This is a genomic window from Pseudomonas sp. 18-147 (assembly GCF_051048045.1).
GTDB classification, from domain to species: Bacteria; Pseudomonadota; Gammaproteobacteria; order Pseudomonadales; family Pseudomonadaceae; genus Pseudomonas; species Pseudomonas aeruginosa.
In genome coordinates, this window is record NZ_CP182296.1 from 1,237,847 (window position 1) to 1,256,004 (window position 18,158).

The window sequence follows — 18,158 nt, forward strand, 5'->3', positions numbered from 1 at the left end:
TCAAATTTGCATAGGAACACCTTCCCTAGGCTCTCGCTGAACGCTGTCCGTGCAGAGAGTTTAGCCATGGCTTCCCTACGTCAGAAACAGTACTCCGTCCTCGGCATGAGTACCTTGTCCTTCGCGGTGAATTTCGCCGTGTGGACGATGTTTTCGATCATCGGCATCCGCATCAAGGACGAGCTCGGCCTGAGCGAATCCCAGTTCGGCCTGATGGTCGCCCTGCCGATCCTCACCGGCTCCCTGGTGCGCCTGCCGCTGGGCCTGATCACCGACCGCTTCGGCGGCCGCATCGTGTTCTTCATCCACATGCTGCTGGTGGCCATCCCGATCTACGGCCTGGCCTTCGCCAGCCAGTACTGGCACTACCTGGTGCTCGGCCTGTTCGTCGGCCTGGCCGGCGGCTCCTTCGCGGTCGGCATCGCCTACACCTCGGCCTGGTTCGAGAAGGAGCGCCAGGGCACCGCGATGGGCATCTTCGGTGCTGGCAATGCCGGCGCGGCGATCACCAACCTGGTGGCGCCGATGATCGTGGTCGCCTTCGGCTGGCGCATGGTGCCGCAGGTCTACTCGGTAGCCATGCTGGTCACCGCCGTGCTGTTCTGGCTGTTCACCTGGACCGATCCGGCGCACCTCAAGGGTGCCGCCGAGGCCAGCCAGCGGCCGACCCTGGCCAAGCAACTGGCGCCGCTCGCCGAGCTGCGCGTCTGGCGCTTCGGCCTGTACTACTTCTTCGTCTTCGGCGGCTTCGTCGCCCTGGCCCTGTGGCTGCCGAAGTACTACATCGCCGAATACGGTCTGGACCTGAAGACCGCGTCCTTCATCACCATGCTGTTCACCCTGCCGTCCGGCCTGATCCGCGCCCTCGGTGGCTGGTTCAGCGACCACTACGGCGCGCGCTCGGTGAACTGGGGCGTGTTCTGGGTCTGCCTGGTGTGCCTGTTCTTCCTCTCCTACCCGCAGACCACCATGACCATCCACGGCATCCAGGGCGACCTCAGCCTGGGCATCGGCCTGAACGTCTGGCTGTTCACCTTCCTGGTGTTCGTCGTCGGCATTGCCCAGGGCTTCGGCAAGGCCAGCGTGTACCGGATCATCCACGACTACTACCCGAGCAACATGGGCACCGTCGGCGGCATGGTCGGGGTGATCGGCGGCCTCGGCGGCTTCTGCCTGCCGATCCTGTTCGGCTACGCCGCCGACCACATCGGCGTGCGCTCCTCCTGCTTCATGTTGCTGTTCGGCCTGACCGTGGTCTGCATGGTCTGGATGCACTACGCGATCAAGCAGCAACGCCGCATCGACGGCCAGGCCGCCTCGGCCGACGTCGACCTTCCTCCCACCCTTCCCACCCACTCCTGAGGAATGCCGTCATGGGCATGATCGCCAATACCCAACTGAAAGCCGCACGGGGACCGCTGCTGCTCGACTGGCGCCCCGAGGACCCCGAGTTCTGGGCGCGCAACGGCAAGCGCATCGCCAGCCGCAACCTGTGGATCTCGATCCCCGCGCTGCTGCTCGCCTTCGCCGTGTGGATGATCTGGAGCACGGTGACTGTGCGCCTGAACAGCGCCGGCTTCGCCTTCAGCAACGACCAGCTGTTCCTGCTCGCGGCGCTGCCGTCGATCTCCGGCGCCACCCTGCGGGTGTTCTATTCGTTCATGGTGCCGATCTTCGGCGGTCGTCGCTGGACCGCCCTGAGCACCGCCTCGATGCTGATCCCGTGCATCTGGCTGGGCTTCGCCGTGCAGGACCCGAGCACCCCGTACTGGGTGTTCGCCCTGATCGCGCTGCTCTGCGGCTTCGGCGGCGGCAACTTCGCCTCGAGCATGTCCAATATCAGCTTCTTCTATCCGAAGAGCCAGCAGGGCACCGCCCTCGGCCTGAATGCCGGGCTCGGCAACCTCGGCGTCTCGGTGATGCAGTTCGCCGTGCCGCTGGCGGTGGCCGGCGGCCTGTTCGGCGCCTTCGGCGGCGAGCCGCAGCAGCTCGGCGACGGCGGTCGCCTGTGGCTGCAGAACGCCGGCTGGATCTGGGTGCCGTTCATCGCCGTGGTATCGGTCGCGGCCTGGTTCGGGATGAACGACATCGCCGACGCCAAGGCCTCGTTCCGCGACCAGGCGGTGATCTTCAAGCGCAAGCACAACTGGCTGATGTGCTGGCTGTACGTGGCCACCTTCGGCTCGTTCATCGGCTTCTCGGCCGGCTTCGCGATGCTCAGCAAGACCCAGTTCCCCGACGTCAACCCGCTGCAATACGCCTTCCTCGGTCCGCTGGTGGGCGCCCTCAGCCGGCCCCTGGGCGGCTGGCTGGCGGACAAGTTCGGCGGCGCGCGGATCACCCTGTGGAACTACGCGCTGATGATCGGCGGGGTGTTCGCGGTGATCGCCTTCCTGCCGGGCGACGGCGGCCAGGGCAACTTCTTCGGCTTCCTTGGCGCCTTCATCCTGCTGTTCTTCTTCGCCGGCATCGGCAACGGCTCCACCTTCCGCATGATCCCGGTGATCTTCCGCAACGAGTGGGCCCGGCGGGTGCGCGACGGCCAGGCCGACGAAGCCGGCGCGGCGCGCAACGCGAGCATGGAGTCGGCCGCGGTGATCGGCTTCTCCGCCGCCATCGGCGCCTTCGGCGGGTTCTTCATCCCGAAGGCGTTCGGCACCTCGCTGCACATGACCGGCAGCGCCGAGGGCGCCCTCTACGTGTTCATCGCCTACTACCTGAGCTGCATCGTCGCCACCTGGTGGTGGTACGCGCGCAAGGGTGCGGAGAGTCCCTGTTGAGTCCGTCGGCAGCAGCCCGCGGCAACCCCTGATTAGCGTTGTAACGCCCGGCACAGACCGGGTGAGGAGATCAAGATGAGTCACCTGCTCGACCGCCTGCAGTTCTTCAAGAAGAAGCAGGGCGAATTCGCCGATGGCCACGGCGAGACCAGCAACGAGAGCCGCGCCTGGGAAGGTGCCTACCGGCAGCGCTGGCAGCACGACAAGATCGTGCGCTCCACCCACGGGGTGAACTGCACCGGCTCCTGCTCCTGGAAGATCTACGTGAAGAACGGCCTGATCACCTGGGAAACCCAGCAGACCGACTACCCGCGCACCCGTCCGGACCTGCCCAACCACGAGCCGCGCGGCTGCCCGCGCGGGGCCAGCTATTCCTGGTACATCTACAGCGCCAACCGCCTGAAGTACCCGAAGGTGCGCAAGCCGTTGCTCAAGCTCTGGCGCGAGGCGCGGGCGCAGCACGGCGACCCGGTGAACGCCTGGGCCAGCATCGTCGAGGACGCCGCCAAGGCGAAGAGCTACAAGAGCCAGCGCGGCCTGGGCGGCTTCGTCCGTTCCAGCTGGGACGAGGTCACCGAGATCATCGCCGCGGCCAACGTCTACACCACCAAGACCTACGGTCCGGACCGGGTGATCGGCTTCTCGCCGATCCCGGCCATGTCGATGGTCAGCTACGCCGCCGGCGCCCGCTACCTGTCGCTGATCGGCGGGGTCTGCCTGAGCTTCTACGACTGGTACTGCGACCTGCCGCCGGCCAGCCCGCAGATCTGGGGCGAGCAGACCGACGTGCCGGAGTCGGCCGACTGGTACAACTCCAGCTACATCATCGCCTGGGGCTCCAACGTGCCGCAGACGCGGACCCCGGACGCGCACTTCTTCACCGAGGTGCGCTACAAGGGCACCAAGACCGTCTCCATCACCCCGGACTATTCCGAGGTGGCCAAGCTCACCGACCTCTGGCTCAACCCCAAGCAGGGCACCGACGCCGCGCTGGGCATGGCCTTCGGTCACGTGATCCTGAAGGAGTTCCACCTCGACCGGCCGAGCGCCTACTTCGTCGACTACTGCCGCCAGTACACCGACATGCCGATGCTGGTGTTGCTGGAAGAACACGCCGGCGGCGCGTTCAAGCCGACCCGCTACCTGCGCGCCGCCGACCTGGCGGACAACCTCGGCCAGGACAACAACCCCGAGTGGAAGACCATCGCCTACGACGAGCGCAGCGGCGGGCTGGTCTCGCCCACCGGCGCCATCGGCTACCGCTGGGGCGAGTCTGGCAAGTGGAACATCGCCGAGCTGGACGGCAGGAGCGGTGACCAGACGCGCCTGCAACTGTCGCTGCTCGATGGCCCGGAACATGCCTGCGAGGTGGCCTTCCCGTACTTCGCCGGGCAGGAGCACCCGCACTTCAAGGGCGTCGCCAACGACGAGGTACTGCTGCGCCGGGTGCCGTTCCGCGAGATCGTCGCGGCGGACGGCAAGCGCCTGCGGGTGGCCACCGTCTATGACCTGCAGATGGCCAACTACAGCATCGACCGCGGCCTGGGCGGCGACAACGTGGCGACCTCCTACGAGGACGCCGACACGCCCTATACCCCGGCCTGGCAGGAGCGCATCACCGGCGTCCCGGCGGCGCGCGCGACGCAGGTCGCCCGCGAGTTCGCCGACAGCGCCGACAAGACCCGCGGCAAGGCGATGGTGATCATCGGCGCGGCGATGAACCACTGGTACCACATGGACATGAACTACCGCGCGGTCATCAACATGCTGATGATGTGCGGCTGCATCGGCCAGAGCGGCGGCGGCTGGGCGCACTATGTCGGCCAGGAGAAGCTGCGCCCGCAGACCGGCTGGGCGCCGCTGGCCTTCGGCCTGGACTGGAGCCGGCCGCCGCGGCAGATGAACGGCACCAGCTTCTTCTACCTGCACAGCTCGCAATGGCGCCACGAGAAGCTGTCGATGCACGAGGTGCTGTCGCCGCTGGCCGACGCCAGCCGCTTCGCCGAACACGCCCTGGACTACAACATCCAGGCCGAACGCCTCGGCTGGCTGCCGTCGGCGCCGCAACTGAACCGCAACCCGCTGCGCATCGCCGCCGAGGCCGAGGCCGCCGGCCTGCCGGTCGCCGACTATGTGGTGCGCGAACTGAAGAGCGGCGGCCTGCGCTTCGCCAGCGAATCGCCGGACGATCCGCAGAACTTCCCGCGCAACATGTTCATCTGGCGCTCCAACCTGCTGGGCTCCTCCGGCAAGGGGCACGAGTACATGCTCAAGTACCTGCTCGGGGCGAAGAACGGGGTGATGAACGATGACCTCGGCAAGGCCGGCGGTCCGCGTCCCACCGAGGTCGACTGGGTCGACGACGGTGCCGAGGGCAAGCTCGACCTGGTCACCACCCTGGACTTCCGCATGTCCTCCACCTGCATGTACTCGGACATCGTCCTGCCGACCGCTACCTGGTACGAGAAGGACGACCTCAACACCTCCGACATGCACCCCTTCATCCATCCGCTGTCGGCGGCCACCGATCCGGCCTGGGAAGCCAAGAGCGACTGGGAGATCTACAAGGCCATCGCCAAGAAGTTCTCCGCCGTCGCCGAAGGCCACCTCGGCGTGGAGCAGGACCTGGTCACGGTGCCGCTGCTGCATGACACCCCCACCGAGCTGGCGCAGCCGTTCGGCGGCGACGGCCATGACTGGAAGAAGGGCGAGTGCGAGCCGGTGCCGGGACGCAACCTGCCGACGCTGCACCTGGTCGAGCGCGACTACCCGAACGTCTACCGCAAGTTCACCTCGCTCGGTCCGCTGCTGGACAAGCTGGGCAACGGCGGCAAGGGCATCGGCTGGAACACCGAGAAGGAAGTGAAGCTGGTCGGCGACCTCAACCATCGCGTGGTCGAGAGCGGCGTCAGCCAGGGCCGGCCGCGTATCGACAGCGCCATCGACGCCGCCGAGGTGGTCCTCGCCCTGGCTCCGGAAACCAACGGCCAGGTCGCGGTCAAGGCCTGGGAAGCGCTGTCGAAGATCACCGGCCGCGAGCACGCCCACCTGGCGCTGCCCAAGGAAGACGAGAAGATCCGCTTCCGCGACATCCAGGTGCAGCCGCGCAAGATCATCTCCAGCCCGACCTGGTCCGGCCTCGAGGACGAGCACGTCAGCTACAACGCCGGCTACACCAACGTCCACGAGCTGATCCCGTGGCGCACCATCACCGGTCGCCAGCAGTTCTACCAGGATCACCCGTGGATGCAGGCGTTCGGCGAAGGCTTCGTCAGCTACCGGCCGCCGGTCAACACCCGGACCACCGAGAAACTGTTGAACAGGAAGCCCAACGGCAACCCGGAGATCACCCTGAACTGGATCACCCCGCACCAGAAATGGGGCATCCACTCCACCTACAGCGACAACCTGCTGATGCTCACCCTGTCGCGCGGCGGTCCGATCATCTGGCTCAGCGAGCACGACGCGGCCAAGGCCGGGATCGTCGATAACGACTGGGTCGAGGTGTTCAACGCCAACGGCGCGGCGACCTGCCGCGCGGTGGTCAGCCAGCGGGTCAAGGACGGCATGGTGATGATGTACCACGCCCAGGAACGCATCGTGAACGTACCCGGCAGCGAGACCACCGGCACCCGTGGCGGCCACCACAACTCGGTGACCCGCGTGGTGCTCAAACCGACCCACATGATCGGCGGCTACGCCCAGCAGGCCTGGGGCTTCAACTACTACGGCACGGTCGGCTGCAACCGCGACGAGTTCGTCGTGGTGCGCAAGATGAGCAAGGTCGACTGGCTGGACGAACCCCGCCACGGCGGACTCGGCGGCGACGCCCTGCCGCAACCGCTGCCCCAGGACATTTGAGGAGAGACGCCATGAAAATTCGTTCGCAAGTCGGCATGGTGCTGAACCTCGACAAATGCATCGGTTGCCACACCTGCTCGATCACCTGCAAGAACGTCTGGACCAGCCGCGAAGGCATGGAGTACGCCTGGTTCAACAACGTCGAGACCAAGCCCGGGATCGGCTACCCGAAGGAATGGGAAAACCAGGAGAAGTGGAAGGGCGGCTGGGTGCGCGCGGCAGACGGTTCGATCCGCCCGCGCATCGGCGGCAAGTTCCGCGTGCTGGCGAACATCTTCGCCAACCCGGACCTGCCCGAGATCGACGACTACTACGAACCGTTCGACTTCGACTACCAGCACCTGCATACCGCGCCCAAGGCCGAGCACCAGCCGGTGGCGCGCCCGCGCTCGCTGGTCTCCGGGCAGCGCATGGAGAAGATCGAGTGGGGCCCGAACTGGGAGGAGATCCTCGGCACCGAGTTCGCCAAGCGGCGCAAGGACAAGAACTTCGACCAGGTCCAGGCGGACATCTACGGTGAGTACGAGAACACCTTCATGATGTACCTGCCGCGCCTCTGCGAGCACTGCCTGAACCCGGCGTGCGTGGCGTCCTGCCCGAGCGGGGCGATCTACAAGCGCGAGGAGGACGGCATCGTCCTGATCGACCAGGACAAGTGCCGCGGCTGGCGGATGTGCATCTCCGGCTGCCCGTACAAGAAGATCTACTTCAACTGGAAGAGCGGCAAGTCCGAGAAGTGCATCTTCTGCTACCCGCGCATCGAGGCCGGCCAGCCCACCGTCTGCTCGGAGACCTGCGTCGGGCGCATCCGCTACCTCGGCGTGCTGCTCTACGACGCCGACCGTATCCACGAAGTGGCCAGTTGCGAGAACGAGCGCGAGCTGTACGAGAAGCAACTGGAGATCTTCCTCGATCCGTTCGACCCGGCGGTGATCGCCCAGGCGCGCAAGGATGGGGTGGCCGACAGCGTCATCGAGGCGGCGCAGAAGTCGCCGGTGTACAAGCTGGCGATGGACTGGAAGCTGGCCCTGCCGCTGCACCCGGAATACCGCACGCTGCCGATGGTCTGGTACGTGCCGCCGCTGTCGCCGATCCAGAACGCCGCCGCCGAGGGGCACATCGGCAGCGACGGGGTGATCCCGGACGTCGAGTCGCTGCGCATCCCCGTGCAGTACCTGGCCAACCTGCTCACCGCCGGCGACACCGCGCCGGTGCTGCTGGCGCTCAAGCGCCTGCTGGCGATGCGCGCCTACAAGCGCGCCGAGCACGTCGAAGGCCGCCAGGACCTGGAGGTGCTGGCCAAGGTCGGGTTGAGCGTGGAGCAGGTGGAGGAGATGTACCGCTACCTGGCCATCGCCAACTACGAGGATCGCTTCGTGATCCCCAGCGCGCACCGCGAGGAAGCGCTTTCCGATGCCTTCGCCGAGCGTTCCGGCTGTGGCTTCAGCTTCGGCAACGGCTGTTCCGGCGGCAGCAACTCCGCCGTCAACCTGTTCGGCGGCAAGCCGACCAACCGCCGCGACGTGATCCAGGTCGTGCAGATCCAGGAGTGAGCGCCATGAACGATCACAGCCAACTGTTCCGCCTGCTCGCCCTGCTACTCGACTATCCACGCGCCGAGCTGCGCGAGGAGAGCCTCGGCCTGCATGCGCTGATCCGCACCTGCGAACTGCCGGAAGCGCTGCGCGACGGCCTCGCGGCGCTGCTCAACGAGCTCTGCCAGGGCGACCTGCTGGACGTCCAGGCGCGCTACGACGGTCTCTTCGAGCGCGGCCGCTCGGTCTCGCTGCTGCTCTTCGAGCACGTCCACGGCGAGAGCCGCGACCGTGGCCAGGCGATGGTCGACCTGCTCGACCGCTATACCAGGGCCGGCCTGCAAATCGACGTACCGGAGCTGCCGGACTACCTGCCGCTGTACCTCGAATACCTGTCGCTGCTGCCGTTCGCGGCGGCCAGCGAAGGGCTCGCCGAAGTGGCGCACATCCTCGGCCTGCTGGCGCTGCGCCTGGAGGAACGCGGCAGCGCCTATGCGGCGATTTTCGAGGCGTTGCTGGAACTCGGCGGCGAGCGCCCGGACCTCGGCGCGTTGCGTCGCGACCAGGCCCAGGAACAGCGCGACGACAGCCTGGAGGCCATCGACCGGGCCTGGGAGGAAACCCCGGTGAGCTTCACCGACCCTGCCGGCGGTTGCCCGTCGAGCAGCGGCCGCCGTCCGACGGCGTCCACCGAACAACCATTGCAATGGGTCGCCCAGCCGGTACCGCAGATGCAGTACCGCGCGGCCCGCGAAGGAGTCTGAGCATGTCGACCAATCTTCTGTTCTTCGGGATCTATCCCTATGTCGCGCTGCTGATCTGCCTGGTCGGCAGCTGGGCGCGCTTCGACCTCTCGCAGTACACCTGGAAGGCCGGTTCCAGCCAGATGCTCAGCAAGAAGGGCATGCGGGTATACAGCAACCTGTTCCACGTCGGCGTGCTGTTCATCCTCGCCGGCCACTTCGTCGGCCTGCTGACCCCGGCCTCGGTCTACCACCACCTGATCAGCACCGAGAACAAGCAACTGCTGGCGATGGTCTCCGGCGGCTTCTTCGGCGTGCTCTGCTTCATCGGCCTGAGCGGACTGATCCTGCGCCGCCTGACCGACGCGCGGGTGCGCGCCACCGGCAACGCCTCCGACCTGATGATCCTGCTGGTGCTCTACGCCCAGCTGATCCTCGGCCTCTCCACCATCGTCGCCTCGACCCATCACATGGATGGCTCGGTGATGGTGATGCTCGCCGACTGGGCCCAGGCCATCGTCACCCTGCGTCCGCTGGCGGCGGCCGAGGCCATCGCGCCGGTGGGCCTGGTCTACAAGCTGCACGTCGGCCTGGGCCTGACCCTGTTCGTGCTGTTCCCCTTCACCCGCCTGGTGCACATCGTCAGCGCGCCGGTGTGGTACCTGGGCCGGCGCTACCAGATCGTGCGTCAGAAACGTCCTGCCTGAACCCTGGGCGGCCGGCGCATCCGGCGCCGGCCCGCCGAACCGAGGTGATCGATCATGAGTTGCTCCCACTACGAAGAACGCGTCGAGAAGGTCGAACTGCCGCAACTGAAGGTCAACGGCATGGCCATCGGCGAAGACCTGCTGGCCCGCGAACTGCAATACCACCCGGCGGACAGCTATGCGCTGGCGCTGGAGGCCGCCTGCCGTGCGCTGATCGTCCGCCAGTTGCTCCTGCAACGGGCCGACGCGCTGGGCATCGAGGCCCGCTGCGAAGACGGCGAGACGCCGGAGGAAGCGCGCATCCGCCAATTGCTGGAGGAAGAGGTGCAGGTCCCGGAAGCCGACGAAGACGCCTGCCGGACCTGGTACGCGGCCAATCCGGGGCGCCTGCTCGGCCCCTGGCGCCTGCAATTGCGCCATGTGCTGCTGGCCTGCGCGCCGGACGACCTGGAAGGCCGCGAGACGGCGCGCAAGCAGGCCGCGGAGCTGCTCGACGAGTTGCGCGGGCATCCCGAGCGCTTCGTCGACCTGGCCCGGCGTTTCTCCGCCTGCCCGTCGAAGGAGTCGGGTGGCGACCTTGGCTGGATCGAGCCGGGGCAGACCGTCCCCGAATTCGAGAAGCGCCTGCTGCGCCGCGCGCCCGGGCTGCTCGAGCATCCGCTGGAAAGCCGCTATGGCCTGCATGTGGTGGAACTGCTGGCGCGCGAAGGCGGCGAGCCGCTCGACTTCGACGCGGCCCGCGCACAGATCGCCGCGCACCTGCAAGCGCAGGTGTTGCAGCGGGCCGTGGGGCAGTACATCGGCGTGCTGGCGGGAGACGCCTGTATCGAGGGCTTCGCCTTCGAGGGCGCGGATGGGGCGCTGGTGCAATAGCCTTCGGTGCCGATGTTTCCCTCTCCCTCCCGCACATCAATCGGAGTACCCAGGACATGACCGACTGGATCGATGGCCAAGGCCGACAGATCGACTACCTGCGCCTGTCGGTCACCGACCGTTGCGACTTCCGCTGTGTCTACTGCATGGCCGAGGACATGCGCTTCCTGCCGCGCCAGCAGGTGCTGACCCTGGAGGAGATCGAGCGGGTCGCCCGGCTGTTCGTCGCCGGCGGTGTGCGCAAGCTGCGCCTGACCGGCGGCGAGCCGCTGGTGCGGCCCGGCATCGTCGGCCTGTGCGAGCGCCTGGCGGCACTGCCGGGGTTGCGCGAACTGTGCATGACCAGCAACGGCTCGCAACTGGTGCGCTACGCCCGGCCGTTGTACGACGCCGGCCTGTCGCGTCTCAACATCAGCCTCGATACCCTCGATCCGCTGCGCTTCCGGGCGATCACCCGCAACGGCGAGCTGGACAAGGTGCTGGCCGGCATCGACGCCGCCCAGGCCGCCGGTTTCCGCCGGATCAAGCTGAACGCGGTGGTGATGAAGGGGCGCAACGCCGATGAGGTGCCGGCGCTGGTGGACTTCGCCATCGCCCGCGGCCTGGATATCAGCTTCATCGAGGAGATGCCGCTTGGCCAGGTCGGCCGCGAACGTGGCGAGAGCTTCTGCTCCAGCGACGAAGTACGCGCGCTGATCGCCCAGCGCCACGCCTTGCTCGACAGCGCCGAGCAGAGCGGCGGGCCGGCGCGCTACGTGCGCCTGGTCGAGCATCCGCAGACACGTATCGGCTTCATCTCGCCGCACTCGCACAACTTCTGCGCCACCTGCAACCGCCTGCGCCTGACCGTCGAGGGCCGCCTGCTGCTGTGCCTCGGCCACGAGCATTCGCTCGACCTGCGCGCGCTGCTGCGCCGCCACCCACTGCACGACGGACCGTTGCTGGAAGCGATCGGCGAGGCGCTCCAGCGCAAGCCGGCGCGCCATGAATTCAGCGCCGCCGGCGAGGTGCAGGTGCTGCGCTTCATGAACATGAGCGGCGGCTGAGGCGACTCGGGGCGCCTCCAGCGGGCCTTCGCCAGCGGCCAGGGCGAGGCCGCTCTTCTGGTAGGCCAGCAGGGTCTCGCTGCTGTACAGCTCACCCCAGGAAAACATCACGGCATAACCGTCGCTGGAGCTGCGCGCGATCACATAGCTGTAGCGGCTTGCAGTCGAAAACCGGCGGGCTCGCAATCAGCGCGATTTTGGGCTCAGATTATCTGCGACTGACGGGGGAGGCGGGCTCACATTAATTGCGAGCGAGCTTGCAATCCGTGCGCCGGGCTTGCAATCCGTTACCGCGGGCTCAGGCTCTTTGCGACTGACGCTCATACCTGTAATCCGGCACTTTGCATCTTTTCCTGCAACTCGAAAATGTCGGTGCGGTAACCAATTTCTTCCATCGTGGGGCGGCGCAGATCGTTACACAGCTTGGGATGGCCAGCCAGGACAATGGACAAGCGTCGCCGGCCGCTGTCGTCTTCGGCCAGTTCGAGCAGTCGCTTCAGACCGGTCAAGGTATGGCCATTGAGATCATGGGCTTCATCAACGAACAGGGCCACGGGGCGCTTGCTCTTCTTTACCAGTTCGTACAGTTCGCGATCCCGTTTTTCGATCTGGGTGGGAATGCGTACCTGTTTCTGGGTGGAAAGGCCATAGAAGAGCGCGGCGATGAAGGTGGCCAGCTTGATGTTGTGCTTCTCGATGGCCATCGATCTGGACTCCGTGACTTTCTTTTCCTCTTCCAGCAGGTGCTACAAACGACGCAGCATCACCGTCTTGCCGCTGCCGATCACACCCCACAGGGCGATCAGCCGGCCTTCGAAGATGGCGCCGCGGATGTCTCTCATCAACTGCTGATGATGGGTGGTTTCGAAATAGCCCGCCTGATTCGAGGGGGCTCAGTCCGTAGCCAGGGTCTCGCTCAGCACCTGGTCGATGAAGGCGCGGTCATCCATTGAAAGCTTGGCCAGCGGCATTACCAGTTCCTCGGCGATAGCCGGCTTGGCCGCAATGCGGGATTCCTGGGGCTCGAAAACGAAGGGCTGGATGGGGAGCGTCGAGTCAGTAGAACCGGGCTCTAGTCGTACATCTTCCCCGGAAAGCGCCGTGATCGGCAGCCCCAACTGCTCCGCGAGAGATCGGATACGAGCCGAGCGCTCGTCTGCCTTGCTGCGCTTGAAAGCCCGGTAGCGGTGCTGCGGAATGGGGCCGGACACCGGGTAGTGAGGACCGAACCGCTCGCCATCGAACTCGGCATGCAGCTCATCGTCGAACAGCCCCCAGAGCAGCACGACGTAGTCGCCGGCCATCTCTGGCTCAAGCTCGTACGCGGTACCGTCGGTGGTGATTCGGGCATCAGGCCCGACTTTGCGCCGCTCGGGCTCCCGAGCAAAGCGGCAGAACTGATCCCATGAGCACATTTCACGGATCCCCTCTGTTGGCACATGGGTGATCCAGTCCTCGATCCGTGAAAGGGGTTCGGCACGATGTGTCTGCTGGTTGTAGGTGCGCACTAGGTAGCGCAACAGCCACTCGTTGGCCTGGGCTTCGGTTTCCGGCTTGTGGAAGTGGTACAGGGTCTCGTGGGCTTCCTTCACTGTGCGGAAAGGACGTTCGACCTTGCCTTTCGAGCGGGCCGTGGTGCGCGTTCCATCCTTGCTGGCAGGGATGTGTGTCTGCCACTCGATGCCCAGCGCCCGCATGACGCTCTGGAAAACGCGACGCTTGGCCACCGGACCGTTGTCCAGATAAATCAGCTTGGGCCGGCCCTGAAAGGGAAAACTCGGGTCCGCTTTCGGCGCCATCGAGTTGAACAGAAAACGAAGTGCCGTCTCCGCATCCTCACCATAAACGCAGTGGTATTCCTGGTAGGCCACACCGCTGCGGTCATCCACCACGCTGAACAGCATCAGGGTGGGGTCGCCCTTGGCGGGATCGATCCACCGCGGATGCTCAATATGCTTGAGGTCCGACGGCGACATGTCGAACTGCCAACAATCGTTGCTGTGCTCAGCCTGGAACCGAGTTGCGCCTGGCTCCCGGGACAGTTGAGCAGGCCTTAATCGCCAATGTGATAGATATCGGTTGACGGTGGGTCTGTGGAGTACGCCTCTTGGGGCAACAATGAGGCCCCGGTCAGTTTCTACACCGTACTCTTCCAGCAGCTCAATGGCGCGGTGTGTAGATAGATGCCGCCCCTGCTTGTTGGTGGTGCGCAGCTTCAACGCCGCAATCAGTTCGCAGTAGCGCTCCAGTTCCGCCTGGGGCAGGACGCGGGGCTTGCCCTGGTCGGAGCGGTGGGCTGCCTAGGCCTGTGCAGAAGGACCAGGGCGCGATAGACCGTACTGGAGGAAACGCCGTACAGTTCAGCTACAAGGGCCACCTGACGGGCCCGCTCCGGGCTCTTCTTCGGCAAGTGATCCAGGCGCTGCCTCCGTTGCAGCAGCGAATCGACGGGAATGGCCTTACGCCTGCTGGTGGGCATTCCGTTCTGCCTCGGTGATGTAGTTGTAGAGCGTCGAGCGGCCGATTCCCATCATCCGACAGATCTCCACCACGGTGTATTGGCGCTCGTGATAGAGCTTCAGGGCGACTTTGCGCTTGGCGGGATCCAGGCGTTTCTTGCGGCCGCCCAGCCGACCGCGAGCACGTGCTGCAGATAGTCTCGCATGGGTGCATTCACGGATCAGGTTGCGCTCGAACTCGGCTAGCGCGGCAAAGAGGTGGAAAACCAAACGCCCTCCGGTGGATGTGGTGTCGATGTTCTCCTGGAGGCTCTTCAGACCCACGCCGGCATCCTCCAATTGCTCGACCAGGTAGATCAGGTCCTTGATCGAGCGGCCAAGCCGGTCCAGCCGCCAGACCACCACCGTGTCGCCCCGCCTTAGATTGGCGAGAAGCGCGGCCAGGCCGATTCGATCGGCCTTGGCGCCGCTGGCAGTGTCTTCGAACACTCGCTCGCAACCCGCCTTGGCCATCGCATCGCGTTGCAGGTCCAGTAGTTGATCGTCGGTGGAAATGCGCACGTACCCAATCAGCATGATTTCGTTCAGAAATGCGCGAAAGGCAGCATAGGTGAATTTTGAAAGCGAGAAATCGTTACTGGACTAAAAGTACGCGGTTTCTGGGGGCGGCCAAGGGGAACGAGGCTGGCGTCCAGAAAACGGTCGTCTGATGGACGCTTCCACGAACGGAGCGATACCGCAAAGGGAAGAATGGAGTGCAACCATCGTAGAGCTTCAAACTGAGATATTGCAGTTGATTGCCGCATCTGGCCGGCCTATTGCCGTGCATTTTCTACCTACTACTGCATCGCTCAAGAAGGTTCTGTAAATATATTGGTTCAACTCTTTCGATAGGAAAGCCATTCATGACAAATAATAGTGCGCCACCACTTGTCGTGACCAGAGGAAATGATAATGGTTACGAGCCTGGGTCGATGGTTATTACGCATGTACAGGCTAGTGGGCTAGACATAATCCAGTACATTCCAGGTCGGTCAAGCTACGGTACTCCACCATTTGTCCCGCCAGGACCAAGCCCGTATGTTGGCCCTGGAATGCAAGAGTACAGGAGGCTAAGAGATACTCTTGATAAGTCCCATTCAGAACTCAAGAAAAACCTGAAGAATAAAACCTTGAAGGAGGTGGATGAACTCAAGAGTGAAGCGGGGTTGCCAGTTAAAGCGGTCAGTGCCAATGACATCCGCGATGAAAAGAGTATCGTTGATGCACTCATGGATGCCAAAGCAAAATCGCTAAAGGCCATTGAGGATCGCCCGGCCAATCTTTATACGGCTTCAGACTTTCCTCAGAAGTCAGAGGCGATGTACCAGAATCAGTTGCTAGCCAGTCGAAAGTTCTATGGAGAGTTCCTTGATCGACATATGAGTGAGCTGGCCAAAGCGTACAGCGCTGATATCTATAAGGCGCAAATCGCTATCTTGAAACAAACGTCTCAAGCACTGGAGAGTAAAGCCCGGTCAATGGAGGCGCAAGCCCAGCAGGTCACTCAACAGCTCGGTGCCGACTTCAACGCGATCACCACTCCGACCGCCACCAAGGTCCAGCAACGTGTGAAAGCAGTGGATGCTAGTCTGTCTCAGGTTTCCACCCAGGTCAGTGGTGCAGTCGCCTCGGCAACCCAGGCGGTGCAGGTCAAGACAGCGCAAGCCCAGCAACAAGCCAACAGCCAGATTTCGTCCAGCCAGAACCTGATCAGCGCGGCATTTCGGAATCAGATTGCCTTGGCAGCACAGGCCAGTGGAGAAGCCCAGGTCACGGCTTTCAACACCAAAGTCAAGCAGATCGTCAACGAAGCCACGGCGTTTTCGACAGCACGAAAACAAGCGCTGGCTCAGTTTGCTGCCAATGCGGCCGCCGAGGTCGAAACCGAGGTCAACAGGCTAACCGCCCAGGTCAAGGCAAGCCCCACCAAGGCGGCTTCGCAAGCTGCACAAGCAACCCTTCGACAATTCACTGAAAGCACCTATGCCAAGGTGAACACCTATGCCCAGCAGACCGAAGCAGAGCTGCAGGCCAAAGCCAAGGAGGTTTCGGCAGCGGTAGCCGAGGCACAGCGTGCGGCGACCAACGATTTGCAAAAAACAGCCGATGTAGTACCAGGTCAGATCATCCAGGCTGCGAACACCTTGGCGATGCCGGCTACCTCTACGCCGCTGGTTTCGGTGGCCGGGTTTGGTAGTGCGGCAGTGGAGACGGCTCGCCTGGCGGCTTCCCTAACGAATGCTGTCAATCGCCTGGTTCAGATTGCTGGTAGTGGACCCGGCGCATACGTTGCCACCTTCGCGGTGCTGTCGCTGTATTCCGACCAGGCTGGTAAAGACAGTGACAAGGTTCCTGCCGGCGTTCGCAATGCATTGGCACTGGAGGCGTCCGCTCTGGGGCTTCCTGGCACGGCTGATTTGCAAAGCGTCGCCAAGGCAGGTGGCACGGTTGATATGCCGGTACGACTCACGAGTGCTGCACAAGAGAGCCCGAGTGGTAAATCGCAGATTGCCGCGATGTTGACCAACGGTGCAACTGTCCCCAAGGGCGTGCCTGTTCGCGCCGCGACCCTCAATGCTGCGACGGGCCGGTATGAGGTGACGGTTCCCGCAAAGTCCACCGTGCCGAATACACCACCGCTGATCTTGACCTGGACCCCTGCCACCCCTCCAGGAAGCCAGAACCCCTCAAGCACCACTCCGGTCGTACCGCAGCCGGTTCCGGTGTATGAGGGAGCAACGATCACCCCAGTACAGGCCGAGCCGGAGTCCTATCCGGGAGTGCCGTTAGATCTGGACGATCTGATCGTGATCTTCCCGGTGGGCTCGGGGGTTAAGCCAATCTATATAATGTTCAATCATAACCCTCATGATGTTGTTATTGATGATAAGATCAGAGAGCAAATTCCAATTAGAGGGTGGACTGAGGTTGAAATTAGAGATGTTATCGGAAAAGGTGCAACAGGTAGTTCTTCAGATAAGCGTCGGCCTAATAAGACGATAGATGGGCTGGGGCGGAATGACTCTGCAACAGTATATGGAAGTCCTCCTAATGGATATATAGTTGTGAACGATAGGACAGGTGAAATTATTCAAATTGCAGATCGGAACGATTCCGCATGGGCGGTTGACGGGCGAATCATCTGGAGAAATAAGTAATGATCAATCCTAACTCTGTCGAAATAGTTGACAATGGCCTAGATTTTTTTTCAAAAGAAGGCAATGGGAAGATGTGGCTAACTACGAAGGCAACTCTGGAAGTCGTATCTTTGGCAACTAAAAAAGGGTTGGCAATTTCAAAAATTGAGGGATTCATCTGGCATAAGGATGTAGGGAGGTTCGAGGCAAGACTTGATGCCATATTTGAAGGGCTTGTCAATCCAGTAAAAGTGCCTGATGATGTCAATAATAATAACACTAGAGCGAAAGAGAGTACAGAGGAAGATGCTTCTCTTGGGCATGATGCCTTTATTGTAACAATTGCCTCCAGAAAATAAAGGTGGAAACCTTGGGGCTGAGTTGGCTTGCAATCCCTTGCATGGACTACAAACAATATAGGCTCAGCTCCCTTAGGGATGGTCTGAAGTAGCCATGTCTTTCTGGCCGACTTCAGCCCCCGGCGAATTTGAAAGCGGAGAATCGATTAAAAACGATCCGATCACCCGCTCATTTCTGTGTTTTTAGCCGCCGCGAGCACCTCGCAGCAGCCATTCCCCCATTACAGACGCGCCTCTGCTTGCGCTTGCCGGCGTACTCGGCGTCGGCAAAGGTCATCTGCTTCATCGGGATCGGCGTATTACCGGTATGAGCGTCAGTCGCAAAGAGCGTGAGCCCGCGGTAATGGACTGCAAGCCCACCGCATGGATTGCAAGCTCGCTCGCAATTAATGTGAGCCCGCCCCCACCGTCAGTCACAGATAATCTGAGCCCAAAATCGCGCTGATTGCGAGCCCGACGGTTTTCGATTGCAAGCCGCTACACATAGCTGCGCCGCGCGTCCGGGTGGCCGGGCATGTCCAGCCCGACCGGGTCCCGTACGTCGCTCAGGCACCCTTCGGTACTCGCGCTCGGCGCCGACCTGGGCGCGCTAGCTGGCGGAGCGCGGCTTGCGACG

At 63.4% G+C, this 18,158-nt stretch carries 12 protein-coding genes and 3 pseudogenes; 12 read left to right on the forward strand and 3 right to left on the reverse strand.

Annotated elements, in window-relative coordinates; translation table 11 throughout:
• Positions 1–66 precede the first annotated feature (66 nt).
• From ACM0M4_RS05890 to moaA, 8 genes are all read left to right on the forward strand, one after another.
• Entirely contained in the window at positions 67–1,362 is a 1,296-nt protein-coding gene (locus tag ACM0M4_RS05890; protein WP_003105298.1) for a nitrate/nitrite transporter, read from the forward strand.
• An 11-nt stretch (positions 1,363–1,373) separates the two neighbouring features.
• On the forward strand, positions 1,374–2,780 hold the full coding sequence (gene narK2 / locus ACM0M4_RS05895) for a nitrate/nitrite transporter NarK2 (RefSeq protein ID WP_003105301.1): 1,407 nt from the start codon (positions 1,374–1,376) through the stop codon (positions 2,778–2,780).
• Between the two features lie 75 nt (positions 2,781–2,855).
• The gene (locus ACM0M4_RS05900; protein WP_003122056.1) at positions 2,856–6,641 is read left to right on the forward strand and encodes a nitrate reductase subunit alpha; all 3,786 of its coding nucleotides are present in this window, start codon (positions 2,856–2,858) and stop codon (positions 6,639–6,641) included.
• A gap of 11 nt (positions 6,642–6,652) precedes the next feature.
• Entirely contained in the window at positions 6,653–8,194 is a 1,542-nt protein-coding gene (gene narH / locus ACM0M4_RS05905) for a nitrate reductase subunit beta (protein WP_003092958.1), read from the forward strand.
• Positions 8,195–8,199: 5 nt separating this feature from the next.
• Positions 8,200–8,940, forward strand: a complete 741-nt coding sequence (narJ, locus tag ACM0M4_RS05910) for a nitrate reductase molybdenum cofactor assembly chaperone (RefSeq protein ID WP_003122057.1) — start codon at positions 8,200–8,202, stop codon at positions 8,938–8,940.
• A 2-nt stretch (positions 8,941–8,942) separates the two neighbouring features.
• Complete coding sequence (narI, locus tag ACM0M4_RS05915; RefSeq protein ID WP_003092953.1) at positions 8,943–9,626, forward strand: respiratory nitrate reductase subunit gamma; 684 nt, start codon at positions 8,943–8,945, stop codon at positions 9,624–9,626.
• Between the two features lie 54 nt (positions 9,627–9,680).
• Positions 9,681–10,499 carry a peptidylprolyl isomerase gene (locus ACM0M4_RS05920; RefSeq protein ID WP_003105307.1) on the forward strand — a complete coding sequence of 273 codons (819 nt, stop codon included), beginning with the start codon at positions 9,681–9,683 and terminating at the stop codon, positions 10,497–10,499.
• Positions 10,500–10,555: 56 nt separating this feature from the next.
• Positions 10,556–11,545: a GTP 3',8-cyclase MoaA gene (gene moaA / locus ACM0M4_RS05925; protein ID WP_003092949.1), complete on the forward strand. Its 990-nt coding sequence runs from the start codon at positions 10,556–10,558 to the stop codon at positions 11,543–11,545.
• A 320-nt stretch (positions 11,546–11,865) separates the two neighbouring features.
• On the opposite strand, the gene ACM0M4_RS05930 is transcribed toward moaA, so the two are convergent.
• The 3 genes and pseudogenes from ACM0M4_RS05930 to ACM0M4_RS05940 all read right to left on the reverse strand — a co-directional run bounded on the left by ACM0M4_RS05930 (position 11,866) and on the right by ACM0M4_RS05940 (position 14,580).
• A complete protein-coding gene (locus ACM0M4_RS05930; RefSeq protein ID WP_260330245.1) occupies positions 11,866–12,249 on the reverse strand; it encodes an AAA family ATPase in 384 nt (127 codons plus the stop codon).
• A 201-nt stretch (positions 12,250–12,450) separates the two neighbouring features.
• Positions 12,451–14,024, reverse strand: a pseudogene (locus tag ACM0M4_RS05935) (IS481 family transposase); the annotation flags it as partial.
• Positions 14,005–14,580 (reverse strand): recombinase family protein, encoded by a 576-nt coding sequence (locus ACM0M4_RS05940; RefSeq protein ID WP_003113775.1) that lies wholly within the window; start codon positions 14,578–14,580, stop codon positions 14,005–14,007. The gene ACM0M4_RS05940 and the pseudogene ACM0M4_RS05935, both read right to left, overlap by 20 nt.
• 329 nt (positions 14,581–14,909) lie before the next feature.
• Between ACM0M4_RS05940 and ACM0M4_RS05945 the strand changes: the two are divergent.
• From ACM0M4_RS05945 to ACM0M4_RS05960, 4 genes and pseudogenes are all read left to right on the forward strand, one after another.
• Positions 14,910–15,543 (forward strand): annotated as a pseudogene (locus tag ACM0M4_RS05945) (hypothetical protein); the annotation flags it as partial.
• Positions 15,534–16,913: pseudogene (locus tag ACM0M4_RS05950) on the forward strand (S-type pyocin domain-containing protein); the annotation flags it as partial. The pseudogenes ACM0M4_RS05945 and ACM0M4_RS05950, both read left to right, overlap by 10 nt.
• A complete protein-coding gene (locus ACM0M4_RS05955; RefSeq protein ID WP_170870257.1) occupies positions 16,896–17,204 on the forward strand; it encodes a colicin E5-related ribonuclease in 309 nt (102 codons plus the stop codon). The pseudogene ACM0M4_RS05950 and the gene ACM0M4_RS05955, both read left to right, overlap by 18 nt.
• Positions 17,204–17,542, forward strand: a complete 339-nt coding sequence (locus ACM0M4_RS05960) for a hypothetical protein (protein ID WP_011666557.1) — start codon at positions 17,204–17,206, stop codon at positions 17,540–17,542. The genes ACM0M4_RS05955 and ACM0M4_RS05960 overlap by 1 nt, the downstream gene beginning before the upstream one ends.
• Positions 17,543–18,158: the final 616 nt, after the last annotated feature.